General features: G+C 60.1%; 16 protein-coding genes. 6 read left to right on the top strand and 10 right to left on the bottom strand.

Annotation, left to right across the window (positions count from 1 at the left end; genetic code table 11):
- Positions 1 to 2 precede the first annotated feature (2 nt).
- A complete protein-coding gene (locus F8N80_RS09615) occupies positions 3 to 575 on the top strand; it encodes a xanthine phosphoribosyltransferase (protein WP_020799401.1) in 573 nt (190 codons plus the stop codon).
- A gap of 129 nt (positions 576 to 704) precedes the next feature.
- On the opposite strand, the gene F8N80_RS09610 is transcribed toward F8N80_RS09615, so the two are convergent.
- The 6 genes from F8N80_RS09610 to dadA form a co-directional block, all read right to left on the bottom strand.
- On the bottom strand, positions 705 to 2627 hold the full coding sequence (locus F8N80_RS09610; protein WP_150783753.1) for an acetyl-CoA hydrolase/transferase C-terminal domain-containing protein: 1923 nt from the start codon (positions 2625 to 2627) through the stop codon (positions 705 to 707).
- A 278-nt stretch (positions 2628 to 2905) separates the two neighbouring features.
- The gene (locus F8N80_RS09605; RefSeq protein WP_150745175.1) at positions 2906 to 3319 is read right to left on the bottom strand and encodes a c-type cytochrome; all 414 of its coding nucleotides are present in this window, start codon (positions 3317 to 3319) and stop codon (positions 2906 to 2908) included.
- Positions 3320 to 3501: 182 nt separating this feature from the next.
- Complete coding sequence (locus F8N80_RS09600) at positions 3502 to 4050, bottom strand: cupin domain-containing protein (RefSeq protein WP_008150195.1); 549 nt, start codon at positions 4048 to 4050, stop codon at positions 3502 to 3504.
- 126 nt (positions 4051 to 4176) lie between these two features.
- Positions 4177 to 5250 (bottom strand): alanine racemase, encoded by a 1074-nt coding sequence (gene alr / locus F8N80_RS09595; RefSeq protein WP_150745165.1) that lies wholly within the window; start codon positions 5248 to 5250, stop codon positions 4177 to 4179.
- A 140-nt stretch (positions 5251 to 5390) separates the two neighbouring features.
- Positions 5391 to 5744 (bottom strand): RidA family protein, encoded by a 354-nt coding sequence (locus F8N80_RS09590; RefSeq protein WP_109626698.1) that lies wholly within the window; start codon positions 5742 to 5744, stop codon positions 5391 to 5393.
- Positions 5716 to 7020, bottom strand: coding sequence for a D-amino acid dehydrogenase (gene dadA / locus F8N80_RS09585; protein ID WP_150745164.1), 1305 nt, complete (start codon positions 7018 to 7020; stop codon positions 5716 to 5718). Before dadA ends, F8N80_RS09590 begins: the two co-directional genes overlap by 29 nt.
- 156 nt (positions 7021 to 7176) lie before the next feature.
- On the opposite strand from dadA, the gene F8N80_RS09580 reads away from it, so the two are divergent.
- Positions 7177 to 7665 (top strand): Lrp/AsnC ligand binding domain-containing protein, encoded by a 489-nt coding sequence (locus F8N80_RS09580; RefSeq protein WP_003206849.1) that lies wholly within the window; start codon positions 7177 to 7179, stop codon positions 7663 to 7665.
- 153 nt (positions 7666 to 7818) lie between these two features.
- Here the strand turns inward: F8N80_RS09580 and F8N80_RS09575 are convergent, their stop codons facing one another.
- A complete protein-coding gene (locus tag F8N80_RS09575) occupies positions 7819 to 8172 on the bottom strand; it encodes a YkgJ family cysteine cluster protein (RefSeq protein ID WP_150745163.1) in 354 nt (117 codons plus the stop codon).
- A 147-nt stretch (positions 8173 to 8319) separates the two neighbouring features.
- Here F8N80_RS09575 and F8N80_RS09570 point away from each other — a divergent pair, with 147 nt between their 5' ends.
- Entirely contained in the window at positions 8320 to 9633 is a 1314-nt protein-coding gene (locus F8N80_RS09570; protein ID WP_150745162.1) for an NAD(P)/FAD-dependent oxidoreductase, read from the top strand.
- 116 nt (positions 9634 to 9749) lie between these two features.
- On the opposite strand, the gene F8N80_RS09565 is transcribed toward F8N80_RS09570, so the two are convergent.
- Positions 9750 to 9995 carry a DUF1127 domain-containing protein gene (locus F8N80_RS09565; protein ID WP_150745161.1) on the bottom strand — a complete coding sequence of 82 codons (246 nt, stop codon included), beginning with the start codon at positions 9993 to 9995 and terminating at the stop codon, positions 9750 to 9752.
- A 179-nt stretch (positions 9996 to 10174) separates the two neighbouring features.
- Here F8N80_RS09565 and F8N80_RS09560 point away from each other — a divergent pair, with 179 nt between their 5' ends.
- Positions 10175 to 11608, top strand: coding sequence for an aminotransferase-like domain-containing protein (locus F8N80_RS09560; RefSeq protein WP_150783752.1), 1434 nt, complete (start codon positions 10175 to 10177; stop codon positions 11606 to 11608).
- A 60-nt stretch (positions 11609 to 11668) separates the two neighbouring features.
- Positions 11669 to 13234, top strand: a complete 1566-nt coding sequence (locus F8N80_RS09555; protein WP_150745159.1) for a phospholipase D family protein — start codon at positions 11669 to 11671, stop codon at positions 13232 to 13234.
- 152 nt (positions 13235 to 13386) lie between these two features.
- Here the strand turns inward: F8N80_RS09555 and F8N80_RS09550 are convergent, their stop codons facing one another.
- Both F8N80_RS09550 and F8N80_RS09545 read right to left on the bottom strand, forming a co-directional pair.
- Positions 13387 to 14532 (bottom strand): MFS transporter, encoded by a 1146-nt coding sequence (locus F8N80_RS09550; protein ID WP_150783751.1) that lies wholly within the window; start codon positions 14530 to 14532, stop codon positions 13387 to 13389.
- A gap of 190 nt (positions 14533 to 14722) precedes the next feature.
- Positions 14723 to 16216 carry an aldehyde dehydrogenase gene (locus tag F8N80_RS09545; protein WP_150745157.1) on the bottom strand — a complete coding sequence of 498 codons (1494 nt, stop codon included), beginning with the start codon at positions 16214 to 16216 and terminating at the stop codon, positions 14723 to 14725.
- A 238-nt stretch (positions 16217 to 16454) separates the two neighbouring features.
- Between F8N80_RS09545 and F8N80_RS09540 the strand changes: the two genes are divergently transcribed.
- Positions 16455 to 16817, top strand: coding sequence for a cupin domain-containing protein (locus F8N80_RS09540; RefSeq protein ID WP_150745156.1), 363 nt, complete (start codon positions 16455 to 16457; stop codon positions 16815 to 16817).
- Positions 16818 to 16848 lie beyond the last annotated feature (31 nt).

The following is a 16848-nucleotide window of genomic DNA, read 5'->3' as shown; positions in this document are numbered from 1 at the left end:
TTGTGGAAGCACTGCACAAGAAAATCCGCGAAGAAGGCATCGTGCTTTCCGATCAGGTCCTGAAAGTCGACGCCTTTCTGAACCACCAGATCGACCCGGCCCTGATGAAGCTGATTGGCGATGAATTTGCCACGCTGTTCAAGGACTCGGGCATCACCAAGATCGTCACCATCGAAGCCTCGGGTATTGCCCCGGCGATCATGACCGGTCTGAACCTCGGCGTGCCGGTGATTTTCGCGCGCAAGCATCAGTCCCTGACCCTGACCGAAAACCTGCTGTCGGCGACCGTTTACTCGTTCACCAAGCAGACCGAAAGCACGGTGGCGATCTCCCCGCGCCACCTGACCAGCAGCGACCGCGTGCTGATCATCGATGACTTTTTGGCCAACGGTAAGGCGTCGCAAGCGCTGATTTCGATCATCAAACAGGCCGGCGCTACCGTGGCTGGTTTGGGGATCGTGATCGAGAAGTCGTTCCAGGGGGGGCGTGCGGAGCTGGATGCCCAAGGATATCGCGTTGAATCCCTGGCTCGCGTTCAGTCGCTGGCGGGTGGCGTTGTGACCTTTATCGAGTAAGCCGCCACACCACAGAACTTGTGTGGGAGCGGGCTTGCTCGCGAATGCGTAGTGTCAGTCGACATATTCCCTGACTGATATACCGCTTTCGCGAGCAAGCCCGCTCCCACATTTGATTTATGTTGGCCGCTAAATGGCGGTGGCCTTGAGGCCGGTGAGCAGCAGCCGCTGAAACAGATCCTCTTTCAGCCCTTGCGGGTTGGTCAGTTGCATCCGCTCCAGATGCCCGGGAAACGCCGAAGGCTCTGGCGCATCCAGCGCAGCCTTGCCCAATTCCAAAATCTGCGTGAGCTTGAACTTGCTCTTCAACCAGTTCAGCGCCCGCAACACATCCCGCTCCACCTCGGTGAAATCACACCCCAGCGGATACTCCGGAAACAGATTCGGATGCTGCGCCTGAATCGCCTGCAAACGCTGCGGATTGTTATCCGCAAACCGCGGATCGAGGCGGAAGTTCTTCGGCAACTTGCCAATGTTCTGCGCCTGCTCGATCAACCCCGGCTGAAAGCGTGAGTCGCTGATGCTCAGCAATGCCTCGATCACTGCCGCATCCGTCTTGCCGCGCAAATCGGCGATGCCGTATTCGGTCACCACAATGTCCCGAAGGTGCCGCGGGATCGTGCAATGCCCGTATTCCCAGACAATGTTCGAACTGACTTCACCACCCGACTCGCGCCAACTGCGTAGCAGCAGCACCGAACGCGCGCCTTCCAGCGCATGGCCCTGGACGACAAAGTTGTATTGCCCGCCCACACCGCTGAGTACCCGCCCGTCTTCCAGCTGATCCGCCACCCCGGCACCCAACAGGGTCATGGTGAACACGGTATTGATAAAGCGCGCATCGAGGCGCTGCAGACGCTTGAGCTCTTCCTGACCATAAAGCTCGTTGATGTAGCTGATGCGGGTCATGTTGAATGCGAGCCGCTTGCTCTGGGGCAACTCGCGCAAGCGCTCGTAGAAAGTGCGCGGCCCGAGGAAGAAGCCGCCATGGACGCAGATGCCGTCAGTCTGAGCGGTCTCGTCCAGGGTGCCGGCATTCGCCTGTTGCTGGGTCGGCACATCGGGGTAGACCTTACGCCGCACAATCCCGGCATCAGCCAGCACCAGCAAGCCGTTGACGAACATTTCGCTGCAACCGTAAAGGCCCTTGGCAAAGGGTTCGACGCCGCCTTCACGATCGATTAGTTGCGCCCACTGACTGAGATTGATGTCCGCGAGCAATGCCTTGTAACCGTCATTGTCGGCTTGTCGCGCCAGCAACGCGGCGGTCAGGGCATCACCCATGGCGCCGATACCGATCTGCAAGGTGCCGCCATCGCGCACCAGCGTGCTGGCGTGCAGGCCAATGAAGTGATCCTGAAAACCCACCGGCATGTTCGGCGTGGAGAACAGCGTCGTGCGGTCTTTCTCGTCAATCAACAGGTCGAAGGTATCGATGCCGATTTCCCCGTCGCCGGGCATGTATGGCAAGTCGTTGTGCACCTGCCCTACCAGCAGGATCGTTTCCCCTGCTGCCCGGCGTTTGGCGATCATCGGCAACAGGTCGAGGGTGATGTCCGGGTTGCAGCTCAGGCTCAGGCGGTCGGGATGCTCGCTGTGACTGGCTACCAGCTGCGCCACCAGGTTCAAGCCGGCGGCGTTGATGTCCCGGGCGGCGTGGCTGTAGTTGCTGCTGACGTAATCGCGCTGCGCCGCTGCACTGTTGAGCAGGCTGCCAGGCTGCAGGAAAAATTGCTGAACATGAATGTTGGACGGCAGGTTGTCTTTATGTAGATCTGCCAGGAAATCCAGTTCGGGGTAGTCGCCGAAAACCCGTTCGATGAAGGGTTCGAGGAAGCGCTTTTGCAGACCGTCGCCTAACGAAGGGCGGCCCAGGCACAGGGCGGTGTAGATGGTCAGCTGCCGTTCGGGCCGTTGTGCAATGCGCTGAAACAGCGCGTTGACGAAGTGGTTGGGTTTGCCCAGACCGAGGGGCAAGCCCATGTGGATATGCGCAGGCAACCGTGCCAACACATCATCGACCGCCTGCTCGATAGAACACAGCTGCACCATCTGATCCTCCCTTGCGTTCCGTGAATGGGGATTAGACCGAGCTTGCCATAATGCCGTTCACTGTAGGAGCGAGCTTGCTCGCGATGGTCGTTAACGATAACGCGTATTTACTGGTTAAACGCGGCGCTCTTGAGTCCATCGCGAGCAAGCTCGCTCCTACAGTGGACCGCATTCGCTTGGGCTTGCCGGGCCTTTGCTGCAAAGGATAGTCCCAAGGGCAAATCGCAGGCACAAAAAAGCCGCTCGCAAGCGGCTTTTTCGCGAGAGATGCAGGCGTTTTACAGGCCGGACATCTCTTTGATGGCGCCCTTCAACTCGTCGTCGGAGCAGTCGGCACAGGTGCCTTTAGGCGGCATTGCGTTGATACCGGTAATGGCCTTGGCCAGAATGCCGTCGAGGCCGCCCTGGTGATCAGCGCGCTCTTTCCAGGCAGCCTTGTCACCGATTTTCGGTGCACCCAGCAGGCCGGTGCCGTGGCAAGCATTGCAGTGCTTTGCAATGACATCTTTAGGCGCTTTGGCACCACCACCGCCGCCCGAGGCAGCGGCCACTTCCATGCCCTTGCACTCTTGACCCTGAACACAGACCTGGCCGACTGGCGCAAGGCGCTTGGCAATTTCATCGTTAGTCGCAGCTTGAGCGCTGACTGCCCATAGGGCCAATACGGTTGCTGGTGCAGCCAGCATTTTCATAATTAGATTCACGCGTTCACCCTCAATGGTGGCTAGTCACGCCCACGGCCACGGTTCGCAGGCGGGCGCAAGTATAACGGTAAGCCCGCCACACTGAAACAACCCCAAAGTCGAAGGGGTCTTGTTGTGCAGCGGAAAAACAGTTCGGGTCCCTCCGCCATGCTGGCAGGGCGCCTCTTTTGTTAAAAGTTCGCGGGTGTAGCTGCGCTGATTAGTCGCGCCGGCGCATCGAACGGATTACGAAAACGGTGCGGCTTGGTGCTTTCAAAGTAGTAGCTATCGCCGGCTTCAAGCACAAAAGTTTCAAGCCCGACCACCAGTTCCAGCCTTCCTTCAAGCAGAATCCCGGTTTCCTCGCCCTCGTGGGTGAGCATCTCGTCACCGGTGTCGGCGCCTGGCGGGTAGATTTCATTGAGGAACGCGATAGCCCGGCTCGGGTGTGCCCGGCCGACCAGTTTCATGGTCACGGCGCCATCGGAAATATCGATCAGCTCGTTGGCCTTGTAGACGATCTGAGTCGGTTTTTCCTGCAGGATCTCTTCGGAAAAGAACTCGACCATGGACATGGGAATCCCGCCCAACACTTTCCTCAGCGAACTGATCGAGGGGCTGACGCTATTCTTCTCGATCATCGAAATGGTGCTGTTGGTGACGCCCGCCCGCTTGGCGAGTTCACGCTGGGAAAGGCCTTTGAGCTTACGGATGGATTGCAGTCGTTCACCGACGTCCAAGCTTGCGCCTCCAAGATTCAGGTTGTTGGAATATTGAGCGTTATCATGGCGACAGCGTTCAGTATTTACAACACTTGGGCCTGAATCCTGTTCGGCGAGGCGACTTTCGGTCCGCGGCGCTTTGGGCTAAGCCCCGCAATAGAGCTTCGGCACCCGGTGCAAGTTGCAGAAGATCTGGTAAGGAATCGTGTCGGCGGCCTTGGCCACGTCGCTGGCGAGGATGTTTTTACCCCACAACTCCACGGTCGAACCGAGGCCGGCTTGCGGCACATCGGTCAAATCGATGCACAGCATGTCCATCGACACCCGCCCGATCAGCTGACTGCGCTGCCCGGCGACCATCACCGGGGTACCGGTCGGCGCCTGACGCGGGTATCCATCGGCGTAACCCATGGCCACCACGCCAACGCGCATCGGTTTAGGCGTGATGAATTTCGCGCCATAACCGATCGGCTCGCCGGCTGGCAGTTCACGCACGCCAATCACTTTCGATTCGAGGGTCATCACCGGTTGCAGACGTGACGCCACCGCGTTGGTTTCCTCGAAAGGCGTCGCGCCGTAGAGCATGATGCCCGGACGCACCCAATCACTCGGGATCTGCGGCCAACCCAGCACCGCCGGTGAATTGCGCAGGCTGATCTCGGCGGACAACCCCTGGCGCGCGGCTTCAAAGACTGCCACTTGCTCGGAACTGGCTTGACTGTGCAGCTCATCGGCGCGGGCGAAGTGACTCATCAGCACAATCTTGGCGACCTTGCCGCTGGCCAGCAGTCGTTGATAGGCCGCCTGGTAATCCTTTGGATGCAGACCGACCCGATGCATGCCCGAGTCGAGTTTGAGCCAGACCGTGATCGGCTTGCTCAGTGCTGCCTTCTCGATGGCTTCGAGTTGCCACAGCGAATGCACCACGCACCAGAACTCATGCTCGACGATCAGCGACAGTTCATCGGCTTCGAAAAAACCTTCCAGCAGCACCACCGGCGCACGAATTCCGGCGGCGCGCAGTTCCAGGGCCTCTTCGATGCAGGCCACGGCGAACCCGTCCGCTTCGGCTTCAAGTGCCTGGGCGCAACGCACTGCGCCATGGCCATAGGCATCGGCCTTGATCACGGCGAGGGCACGGGCACCCGTGACTTCACGGGCGATCTGGTAGTTGTGACGCAGGGCTTGAAGGTCGATCAGGGCACGGGCAGGACGCATGGCGGCAGACTTCTGGTCGGTCAATGGGAAGAAAAACCGGCGCTGGCTGAGGGCATAAAACCGCCAGTAGCACCGGGAGAGGGATCGTTCTGAGCTACTTATCCCAGAGCAGTTATTTCAGAGCAGCTATGTCAAAGCAGTTACGGCAGAGCGGCTACAACCGACAGCTCCACCAGGATTTCCGGTTCGCACAGCTTCGACTCAACCGTCGCGCGAGCCGGTGCGACGCCTTTGGGCAGCCACTTGTCCCACACCGCGTTCATGCCTTCGAAGTGCGCGTCGATGTCTTTCAAGTAAATCGTCACCGACAGCAAACGGCTCTTGTCGGTTCCGGCCAGGTCCAGCAAGCGCTCGATGTTGGCGAGGGTTTCACGGGTCTGCTGTTCAATCCCGGCACTCATGTCGTCGCCGACTTGCCCTGCCAGATAGACGGTGCCGCTGTGGACAACGATCTGGCTCATGCGCTCATTGGTGAGCTGGCGCTGGATTGACATGTTTTGCGGACTCCTGGGTTTTGTTGCCATAACGAGAGATATCGAGGCCTTCGGCGCTGATCTGCGGGGTTTTCTTCGCCATCAGGTCAGCCAGCAAGCGACCGGAGCCGCAGGCCATGGTCCAACCGAGCGTGCCGTGACCGGTGTTCAGGAACAGGTTCTTGAACGGGGTGGCGCCAACGATCGGCGTGCCATCCGGCGTGGTCGGACGCAGACCGGTCCAGAAACTCGCCTTGGTCAGATCGCCGCCCTGAGGATAAAGGTCGTTGACGATCATCTCCAGGGTTTCGCGCCGACGCGGGTTCAGCGACAGGTCAAAACCGGCGATTTCAGCCATGCCGCCGACGCGGATGCGGTTGTCGAAACGGGTGATCGCGACCTTGTAGGTCTCGTCGAGGATAGTCGAAGTCGGGGCCATCGCCGGATTGGTGATCGGCACGGTCAGCGAATAACCCTTGAGCGGATACACCGGCGCCTTGATGCCCAGCGGCTTGAGCAGTTGCGGCGAGTAGCTGCCGAGTGCCAGGACGTAGCGGTCAGCGGTTTCCAGCTTGCCGTCGATCCATACACCATTGATGCGGTCGCCGGCGTAGTCGAGGCGCTGAATGTCCTGGTCGAAGCGGAATTCCACACCCAGTTTGGTAGCCATTTCGACCAGGCGGGTGGTGAACATCTGGCAGTCGCCGGTCTGGTCGTTCGGCAGGCGCAGGGCACCGGCGAGGATGTCGGTAACGCTGGCCAGCGCCGGCTCAACCCGGGCAATGCCGGCGCGGTCGAGCAGTTCAAACGGCACGCCGGACTCTTTCAGCACGGCAATGTCTTTCCAGGCGCCGTCGAGTTGAGCCTGGGTACGGAACAGCTGTGTCGTACCGAGGCTGCGGCCTTCGTAGGCAATGCCGGTTTCGGCGCGCAACTCGTCGAGGCAGTCACGGCTGTACTCGGACAGGCGGACCATGCGTTCCTTGTTCACCGCATAGCGGCTGGCGGTGCAGTTGCGCAGCATCTGCGCCATCCACAGGTATTGGTCGATGTCGGCGGTGGCCTTGATTGCCAGCGGTGCGTGGCGCTGCAACAGCCACTTGATGGCCTTGAGCGGCACACCTGGCGCCGCCCACGGCGAGGCATAACCCGGCGAAACCTGCCCGGCGTTGGCGAAACTGGTCTCCATGGCAGCAGCCGGCTGACGGTCCACCACCACCACTTCAAACCCGGCACGCGCCAGATAATAAGCACTGGTGGTACCGATGACGCCGCTACCCAAGACCATAACGCGCATTTTCATATCCCTCATCGCGGCTTGCCGCTGACGTTTGTTGTTCAGACCGTAGATGTGGGCAGTTTAAAAAAGATTAGCCAGTGCTTTTCACTATATAAATGCCTATATTTGGCGACAATTCTCGGCAAGAACCCTTTTCACGGAGGCGCATCCCCTATGCGTACCAACACCCAGACCAAACGTGAGCTGGACAAGATCGACCGCAACATCCTGCGGATCCTGCAAGCGGACGGGCGCATTTCCTTTACCGAGCTGGGGGAAAAGGTCGGGCTCTCGACCACGCCCTGTACCGAGCGGGTCCGGCGGCTGGAGCGCGAAGGGATCATCATGGGCTACAACGCCCGGCTCAATCCGCAGCATCTCAAGGGTAGCCTGCTGGTGTTCGTCGAGATCAGCCTCGACTACAAATCCGGCGATACTTTCGAAGAGTTCCGACGCGCGGTGCTGAAACTGCCCCACGTATTGGAATGCCACTTGGTGTCAGGGGATTTCGACTATTTGGTGAAAGCGCGGATTTCCGAGATGGCTTCGTACCGCAAGTTGCTGGGCGATATCTTGCTCAAGCTGCCCCATGTGCGGGAATCCAAGAGCTATATCGTGATGGAAGAGGTCAAAGAGAGCTTGAATTTGCCGATTCCGGATTGAAGATAGGCGGAACCTGATCGGCCGCTTTCGCGAGCAAGCCCGCTCCCACATTCGATCTTCAGTGGGCATGGATTTGTGTACGGCAAGGACCAAATGTGGGAGCGGGCTTGCTCGCGAAGGCCGCGACTCGGTCCAACTGACGGAACGCAGCCGCTACACCAACACCTGCCGAGTGTTGGCCATGTACTCATGAATCTGCTTCTCCACACGCGGATGAATCAGCTCCACCGGCCCTCGCCCATTGGGGCACGGCAAGGTCTTGGTGGTGCCGAACAGCCGACAGATCAACGGCCGCTCGTCATACACGGTGCAGCCGTCGGGCCCCAGGTGCACGCAATTGAGTTCATCCATCGCTGCATCCTGCTCGGCGCGGGTCTTGCGCGGCAGGCGGGACATTTCTTCCGGCGAGGTGGTCACCGGCCCACAGCAGTCATGGCAACCGGGAACGCACTCGAACGAGGGAATCTGCTGGCGCAGGGTGCGAATTTTCTGACTGTTGCAGCTCATCGAAGCCTTGACCGAATGCGGAATAGACCGGGATTCTGACGCAAAAGCCCCAAATCAGACAGCCACAACCGACCAGTGTTGCCCGTGTCGGAAAGTCCGGCTTATGCTCCGTCAAATTTTCTAAACGCAATAATCAGGAACACGCACATGACTGCACGTGCTCAGCCATCTGCCCCGAGCCATCAGCACACGGGCTCTTATTACGCTGCCAGCAGCCTGCCGCAACCCGATTATCCAGTGCTCGCAGGCGAGCAGGTAGCCGATGTGTGCGTGGTCGGCGGCGGGTTTTCCGGGTTGAACACGGCGCTCGAACTGGCCGAACGCGGCCTTAGCGTGATCCTGCTCGAAGCCCACAAGATCGGCTGGGGCGCGAGCGGCCGTAATGGCGGGCAATTGATTCGCGGCGTTGGCCATGGTCTCGATCAGTTCGCCAACGTGATCGGTGCGGACGGTGTACGTCAGATGAAACTCATGGGGCTGGAAGCGGTGGAAATCGTCCGACAGCGGGTCGAGCGTTTTCAAATTCCCTGCGACCTGACCTGGGGTTACTGCGATCTCGCCAACAAACCTCGTGACCTGGAAGGCTTTGCCGAAGACGCCGAAGAACTGCGCAGCCTCGGCTACCGTTACGAAACCCGGTTGCTGCAAGCCAACGAAATGCACTCGGTAGTGGGTTCCGACCGTTACGTGGGCGGCCTGATCGACATGGGCTCGGGACATTTGCATCCGCTCAATCTGGCCTTGGGCGAAGCTGGCGCCGCACAGCAACTGGGGGCGAAACTGTTCGAACGCTCGGCCGTCACCCGCATCGAATACGGCCCCGAGATCAAGATCCATACCACCCAGGGCTCGGTTCGCGCCAAGACCCTGGTGCTGGGCTGCAACGCCTACCTCAACGATCTCAACCCCGAACTCAGCGGCAAGGTGCTGCCCGCCGGCAGTTACATCATCGCCACCGAACCCTTGAGCGAAGAACTGGCCCACTCACTGCTGCCGCAAAACATGGCGGTCTGTGATCAGCGTGTGGCGCTGGATTACTACCGACTTTCGGCGGATCGACGTTTGCTGTTCGGCGGCGCTTGTCATTATTCAGGACGCGACCCGAAGGACATCGCCGCCTACATGCGGCCGAAGATGCTGAAGGTATTCGCGCAACTGGCCGGGGTGAAGATCGACTATCAATGGGGCGGGATGATCGGCATCGGCGCCAATCGCCTACCGCAGATTGGTCGGCTCAAGGATCAGCCGAATGTGTATTACGCCCAGGCTTATTCGGGTCATGGGGTGAATGCCACGCATTTGGCGGGCAAGTTGTTGGCTGAAGCTATCAGCGGGCAGCACAGTGGTGGGTTCGATCTGTTTGCTCAGGTGCCACACATTACTTTTCCGGGTGGCAAGCATTTGCGGTCGCCGTTGCTGGCGTTGGGGATGTTGTGGCATCGGCTTAAAGAGTTGGTCTGAAAGATTTTGTGTTCTTGAGGACGCCTTCGCGGGCAAGCCTCGCTCCTACAGGGATTGCGGGTGTCCTTGTAGGAGCGAGGCTTGCCCGCGAATGGATCTAAAGACCACCACAGAACTCAGATCCGCCAGAAGGGTTTAAGCCCCTCCTCCCGCGCCTGCTCCCGACTCAACCCCACATCCCTGAGCTGCTCCGGCGTGAGCGAGAGCAACGCCTTGCGCGTGTGAAGACGATGCCAGAACAGTCCCCAGCGACTCAGACCGGACGGTGCGTTGCGCATCAGCGCCTCGCGCGCACCGTTATTTTGTCCTGCCGCCAGTTCCTGACCGTGTAACGTCAGCCGCACATCGCTCAAGCCGTTCATGTTGATCGCTCCTGTTTACTTGGGTAGCCAGAGCTTTCATGATGCGCGGACGGCGAAAAGCATTACAGACGCAACGCAATTGTATTAATTCCATACAGAATCGCTGTATTAACCTCTGAATCGCAATTTTTTGCCTCATCTGTATTGGTCAACCGAACCACCCACACCGAGACAGCGCCATGACCCTTTACGTCAACCTCGCCGAGTTGCTCGGCACGCGTATCGAACAGGGCTTCTATCGCCCCGGCGACCGGCTGCCGTCGGTGCGGGCGTTGAGCGTCGAGCACGGCGTCAGCCTGAGCACCGTGCAACAGGCCTATCGGATGCTGGAAGACAGCGGCCTGGCGATGCCGAAACCCAAGTCGGGCTATTTCGTGCCGGTGAGTCGCGAGCTGCCGGAGCTGCCGGCGATTGGCCGTCCGGCGCAACGACCGGTGGATATTTCCCAGTGGGATCAGGTACTGGAGTTGATTCGCGCGGTGCCACGCAAGGACGTGGTGCAACTGGGTCGCGGCATGCCGGACATCACCACGCCGACCCTGAAACCGCTGCTGCGCGGCCTGGCACGGATCAGCCGGCGGCAGGACATGCCCGGTCTGTATTACGACAACATCCACGGCACCCTCGAACTGCGCGAGCAGATCGCCCGATTGATGCTCGACTCCGGCTGCCAGTTTAGCGCCAGCGACCTGGTGGTCACCACCGGTTGCCACGAAGCGCTGTCCACCAGCATCCGTGCCATCTGCGAGCCGGGAGATATCGTGGCCGTGGATTCGCCAAGCTTTCACGGCGCCATGCAGACCCTCAAGGGGCTGGGCATGAAAGCCCTGGAAATCCCTACCGACCCGCTCACCGGAATCAGCCTCGACGCCCTTGAACTGGCACTGGAACAATGGCCGATCAAGGCCATACAGTTGACCCCCAACTGCAACAATCCGCTGGGCTACATCATGCCCGAATCGCGAAAGCGCGCACTGTTGACACTGGCACAGCGGTTCGACGTGGCGATCATCGAGGATGATGTGTATGGCGAACTGGCCTACACCTATCCGCGACCGCGCACGATCAAATCCTTCGACGAGGACGGCCGCGTCCTGCTGTGCAGTTCCTTTTCCAAGACCCTGGCACCGGGCCTACGCATCGGCTGGGTGGCGCCGGGACGTTATCTGGAACGGGTGCTGCACATGAAGTACATCAGCACCGGTTCCACCGCACCGCAACCGCAGATCGCCATTGCCGAATTCCTCAAGGCCGGGCACTTCGAACCGCATTTGCGGCGGATGCGCAGCCAATACCAGCGCAATCGCGACGCGATGATCGATTGGGTCACCCGCTATTTTCCCGCGGGTACACGGGCCAGTCGCCCCCAAGGCAGCTTCATGCTCTGGGTTGAACTGCCAGAGGGCTTCGACACCTTGAAACTGAATCGCGCCTTGCACGACCAGGGCGTACAGATTGCCGTCGGCAGCATTTTTTCCGCTTCGGGCAAGTACCGCAATTGCCTGCGGATGAACTACGCTGCCAAACCAACACCGCAGATCGAAGAAGCGGTGCGCAAGGTCGGCACCGCCGCCATCAAGCTGCTCGCTGAAACTGACAGCATCACTGACTGACCTTTATCGGGAAACCAGCGTCCATATGCCGACACCTGCCGCCAATCGGAACGTTCCCACGTGAGATTCAGACAGCCCCTGCTCGCTCTTCTGCTACTCGCCTCGTTCCTGGGCGGTTGCGCCAGCTTCGACGTTCAGCGCGAACCGAGCCAGGCGCTGCCTGCCAGCGACTCGGCGTTCGGTCGCTCGATTCAAGCCCAGGCGGCTTCCCATGAAGGCAAATCCGGATTTCGCTTGCTGTCCAACAGCAGTGAAGCCTTCACTGCCCGCGCCGAACTGATTCGCAACGCCCAGAGCAGTCTCGATTTGCAGTACTACATTGTCCATGACGGGATCAGCACCCGGATGCTGGTGGACGAATTGCTCAAGGCTGCCGACCGCGGCGTGCGGGTGAGGATCCTGCTCGACGACACCACCAGCGACGGCCTGGACTGGACCATCGGCACGCTGGCAGCGCATCCGCAAATTGAGATCCGCTTGTTCAATCCGCTGCACCTGGGCCGTGCCACGGGCGTGACGCGGGCCATGGGCCGGCTGTTCGACCTGTCGTTGCAACACCGGCGCATGCACAACAAGTTGTGGCTTGCGGATAACAGCGCGGCGATCGTGGGCGGGCGCAATTTGGGTGACGAGTATTTCGATGCCGAGCCCAACTTGAATTTTACCGACATCGACATGCTCGGCATCGGCCCGGTCGCCGAGCAACTCGGACACAGCTTCGATCAATACTGGAACAGCGCGCTGAGCAAACCGATCGATGAGTTTCTGTCGCACAAACCGACGCAAACGGATCTGCAGAACAGCCGCACCCGCCTGGAAGAATCGCTGGAAGAAACGCGCAAACAGAATCATGCGCTGTATCAACAACTGATGACCTTCACCACCAATCCACGAATGGACATCTGGCGCCGCGAATTGATCTGGGCCTGGAACCAGGCGCTGTGGGATGCCCCCAGCAAAGTACTGTCGAAGGGTGATCCCGATCCGCATTTGCTGCTGACCACCCAATTGGCACCCGCGCTTACGGGTGTCAGCAAAGAATTGATCATGATTTCGGCGTACTTCGTGCCCGGCCAGCCGGGACTGGTTTACCTGACCGGCCGGGCCGATGCCGGGGTGTCGGTGAGCTTGTTGACCAACTCCCTTGAAGCCACCGACGTACCGGCAGTGCATGGCGGCTACGCACCCTATCGCAAGGCGTTGCTGGAGCATGGGGTGAAGCTGTACGAATTGCGACGTCAGCCCGGCGAAGGCGGCGGCAGCGGGCCTGTATTTTACGGCAGCTCTTACCGAGGCTCCGATTCCAGCCTGCACAGCAAGGCGATGATTTTCGACCAGCAGAAGTCTTTTATTGGCTCGTTCAATTTCGACCCGCGCTCGGTATTGTGGAACACCGAAGTCGGCGTGCTGGTGGACAGCCCGGAACTGGCCGCGTATGTGCAAAAAGCGGCGCTGGAGGGTATGGCGCCGCCGCTGAGCTATCAGGTGAAGCTGGAAAATGGCCGGGTCGTCTGGGCGACTGAAGACGACGGCAAAATGCACGTATTGACCAGAGAGCCAGGGAGCTGGTGGCGGCGGTTCAATTCCTGGCTCAGTACGACGGTCGGCCTGGAGCGCATGTTGTAACCCCTGTGGGAGCGGCGGTGCGGCGATCCGACTTGCTCGCGAAAGCGGTGTGTCAGGCGACATCAATATTGACTGGGCCGCCGTCTTCGCGAGCAAGTCGGATCGCCGCACCGCCGCTCCCACAGGGTATAGGGCTGACTGACAGTTTTGCGTCAAGCAGGCTCGGCGACCGCGCCAAACGCCCCTTGCCGCGACAGCAGAATCACCAATCCGAACGCGCCGGCCGCCATCAACAGCGGCAAGGCGTGACCGCTGATCCATTGACTGCCGGCACCTGCCGCCAACGGGCCGATCAGGCAGCCGATCCCCCACAGCTGCGCAATGTGGGCATTGGCCCGCACCAACGCATCGTCGCGATAACGCTCGCCGATCAGGATCAGTGACAAGGTGAACAGACCGCCGGCACTGGCGCCAAACAACACCCACAGGGGCCAGATCAGCAGCGTGTCGATCAGCAGCGGAATCGCCAGGCTCGACACCAGCAAGACAACCGCGCAGCCGGTGAACAGCGTACGCCGCGACAAGCGATCAGCCAGCGCGCCAATCGGCAACTGCAGCAAGGCATCGCCCACCACCACCGTGCTGACCATCGCCAAGGCAATGTCGGTGGTAAAGCCTTGCCGCAGGCAATACACCGGCAACAAGGTCAGGATCATCGCTTCAAACGCCGCAAACAACGACACCGCCCAGGCAATCGCCGGCAGGCCGCGGCAGAAGCCCAGCAAGTCACTGAAGGTCACGCTGCAGGCTTCGCTGGTCGGTGCACCGCTGCGACCCAGCAATAGAAACGGTGCCGCGGTCAGCAAACCGACGCCGACCCAGAAACCGTAATCATGCTCAGTGCCCAGCACGCCCAGCAGCAAGGGGCCGGCCAGCTGACTCAATGCGTAGCTGCTGCCATACAGCGCCACCAATCGGCCGCGCCATTGCTCGACCACCAGTTGGTTGATCCAGCTTTCACCGAGAATGAAGACGAGGGTCAGGATCACCCCGATCATCAGCCGCAGCACCAGCCACACCGGGTAACTCGGCAGCAGCGCCAGCAAACCTATGGACAACGCCCCGGCCCACAGGCACAGGCGCATCAGATTAGCCGTACCGAGATGCGCCGCCAGGTGGCTGGAGATCTTCGCGCCCAGCAGCACGCCAATGGCCGGCATGGACGCCATCACACCAATGGCAAACGAGCCATAACCCCAGCCTTCCAGGCGAAACGACACCAACGGCATGCTGACACCCAGGGCCAGGCCGACACTCAAGACAGACGCCAACACGGCGAAATAAGTCGCCCAACGCATGTTCCACGCTCCTGTGGATATTATTTTTCACAGACGACACAAAACAAATGTGGGAGCGGGCTTGCTCGCGAAGAGGCCATCACATCCAACATCATCGTTGGCTGTTACGGCGCCTTCGCGAGCAAGCCCGCTCCCACAAGGGATCTGCGTTGTTCAGGAGCCCGATTGACTACCGGGCTCCTTCACTGGCTTACAGCTTGATCCAGGTCGCCTTCAGCTCGGTGTACTTGTCGAACGCATGCAGTGATTTGTCGCGGCCGTTTCCGGACTGCTTGAAGCCACCGAACGGCGCGGTCATGTCGCCGCCGTCGTACTGGTTGACCCAAACGCTACCGGCACGCAGCGCCTTGGCGGTCAGGTGAGCCTTGGAAATATCCTTGGTCCACACCGCTGCGGCGAGGCCATATGGGGTGTCGTTGGCAATCTGGATAGCTTCCTCGGCGGTATCGAACGCAATCACCGACAGCACCGGGCCGAAAATTTCTTCCTGAGCGATTTTCATCGCATTGCTGACGCCGTCGAAAATCGTCGGTTCAACGTAGGTGCCACCGGTCTCCTGAAGCATACGTTTGCCGCCAGCCACCAGCTTGGCGCCGTCGGTGTGACCAGACTCGATGTACGACAGCACGGTGTTCATCTGCTGGGTATCCACCAGTGCGCCGACGGTGGTCGCCGGGTCCAGCGGGTTGCCCGGCGTCCAGGCTTTCAGCGCCTCGATCACCAGCGGCAGGAAGGTGTCCTTGATCGAGCGCTCGACCAGCAGGCGCGAACCGGCGGTGCACACCTCGCCCTGATTGAAGGCAATAGCGCTGGCAGCAGATTCGGCGGCCGCTTGCAGGTCCGGCGCATCGGCGAACACGATGTTCGGGCTTTTGCCGCCGGCTTCGAGCCAGACGCGCTTCATATTCGATTCGCCCGAGTAGATCAGCAGTTGCTTGGCGATCTTGGTCGAACCGGTGAACACCAGGGTGTCCACGTCATTGTGCAGCGCCAGGGCCTTGCCGACGGTGTGACCGTAGCCCGGCAGTACGTTCAGCACGCCTTTCGGAATGCCGGCTTCGACGGCCAGCGCAGCGATGCGAATAGCGGTCAGCGGCGATTTTTCGGACGGCTTGAGGATCACCGAGTTACCGGTGGACAGTGCCGGCCCGAGTTTCCAGCAGGCCATCATCAACGGGAAGTTCCACGGCACGATGGCGCCGACCACACCGACCGGCTCGCGAGTGACCAAGCCGAGCTGATCGTGCGGTGTCGCGGCGACCTCGTCGTAGATCTTGTCGATGGCTTCACCGCTCCAGCTCAGGGCTTGGGCCGCGCCGGGAACGTCGATGTACAGGGAGTCACTGATCGGCTTGCCCATGTCCAGGGTTTCAAGCAGCGCCAGTTCTTCGGCATGCTGTTTCAGCAGGCTGGCGAAACGAATCATGGTGGCTTTGCGCTTGGTCGGAGCCAGGCGCGACCAGACGCCGGAACTGAACGTGGCGCGAGCGTTTTCAACAGCGCGCTGGGCGTCGGCGGCGTCACAGCTGGCGATCTTGCCCAGCAGACGGCCATCCACGGGGCTGATGCACTCGAAGGTCTCGCTGGAGACGGCATCGGTGTATTCGCCATTGATGTAGGCGCGGCCTTCGATCTTCAGATCGCGAGCCCGCTGCTCCCAATCGGCACGAGTCAGGGTGGTCATACGAGTGTCCTCCTCTTGTAGGATGCGAACGCCCCGCGTACTTCGCGGGCGATCTCAGGAATGCTGCCTGGCCAGCCTGCACTTTCGGCCCAGGGCAACTGCCACCCTAAACCAGTGGCCGGGGTTGTTTCAATATATTTGACACAAGGTCGGTAAACGGGGTTGCAGTGTTCATTTTAATAAACATAGACTTTGAGCCTTACAGCCACTCGCGCCGCAATCACGGGGGATTACAACAATGAGCATCCAGGACATCGTCGACTTCAGCCAGGCTACCACCCAGCCCGATCGCTATCGGCCGGACCCGGCAAAAGTCCTCAAGGGCGACCCCGAACAAGCAGTGTACAACCACTACAACAGCCCTTGCGGCCAGATGAGTGCAGGCGTTTGGGAGGGAGAAGTCGGGCAGTGGCATGTGAACTACACCGAGCACGAATATTGCGAGATCGTTCAGGGCGTTTCAGTGCTGCGCGATAACGACGGCAACGGCAAGACCTTGCGCGTGGGCGATCGCTTCGTGATCCCTGCCGGGTTCAGGGGCACTTGGGAAGTGCTGGAACCGTGCCGCAAAATCTACGTGGTGTTCGAACAAAAAGCCTGAAACCAGCCATTGCGCTACCGAAAGCCCATCC

Source organism: Pseudomonas fluorescens (assembly GCF_902497995.1).
Lineage (GTDB): Bacteria > Pseudomonadota > Gammaproteobacteria > Pseudomonadales > Pseudomonadaceae > Aquipseudomonas > Aquipseudomonas fluorescens_BK.
Note: the sequence above shows the minus strand (reverse complement) of the source record. Positions and strands in the feature narration are given on the sequence as shown.

Coding starts and splice junctions, on each gene's coding strand:
- F8N80_RS09610 (WP_150783753.1), bottom strand. CDS start 2,627: ATGGTGCAGCTGTGTTCTATCGAGCAGGCGGTCGATGATGTGTTGGCA.
- F8N80_RS09605 (WP_150745175.1), bottom strand. CDS start 3,319: ATGAAAATGCTGGCTGCACCAGCAACCGTATTGGCCCTATGGGCAGTC.
- alr (WP_150745165.1), bottom strand. CDS start 5,250: ATGCGTCCTGCCCGTGCCCTGATCGACCTTCAAGCCCTGCGTCACAAC.
- F8N80_RS09590 (WP_109626698.1), bottom strand. CDS start 5,744: ATGTCAATCCAGCGCCAGCTCACCAATGAGCGCATGAGCCAGATCGTT.
- dadA (WP_150745164.1), bottom strand. CDS start 7,020: ATGCGCGTTATGGTCTTGGGTAGCGGCGTCATCGGTACCACCAGTGCT.
- F8N80_RS09580 (WP_003206849.1), top strand. CDS start 7,177: ATGCGTACCAACACCCAGACCAAACGTGAGCTGGACAAGATCGACCGC.
- F8N80_RS09575 (WP_150745163.1), bottom strand. CDS start 8,172: ATGAGCTGCAACAGTCAGAAAATTCGCACCCTGCGCCAGCAGATTCCC.
- F8N80_RS09570 (WP_150745162.1), top strand. CDS start 8,320: ATGACTGCACGTGCTCAGCCATCTGCCCCGAGCCATCAGCACACGGGC.
- F8N80_RS09565 (WP_150745161.1), bottom strand. CDS start 9,995: ATGAACGGCTTGAGCGATGTGCGGCTGACGTTACACGGTCAGGAACTG.
- F8N80_RS09560 (WP_150783752.1), top strand. CDS start 10,175: ATGACCCTTTACGTCAACCTCGCCGAGTTGCTCGGCACGCGTATCGAA.
- F8N80_RS09550 (WP_150783751.1), bottom strand. CDS start 14,532: ATGCGTTGGGCGACTTATTTCGCCGTGTTGGCGTCTGTCTTGAGTGTC.
- F8N80_RS09545 (WP_150745157.1), bottom strand. CDS start 16,216: ATGACCACCCTGACTCGTGCCGATTGGGAGCAGCGGGCTCGCGATCTG.
- F8N80_RS09540 (WP_150745156.1), top strand. CDS start 16,455: ATGAGCATCCAGGACATCGTCGACTTCAGCCAGGCTACCACCCAGCCC.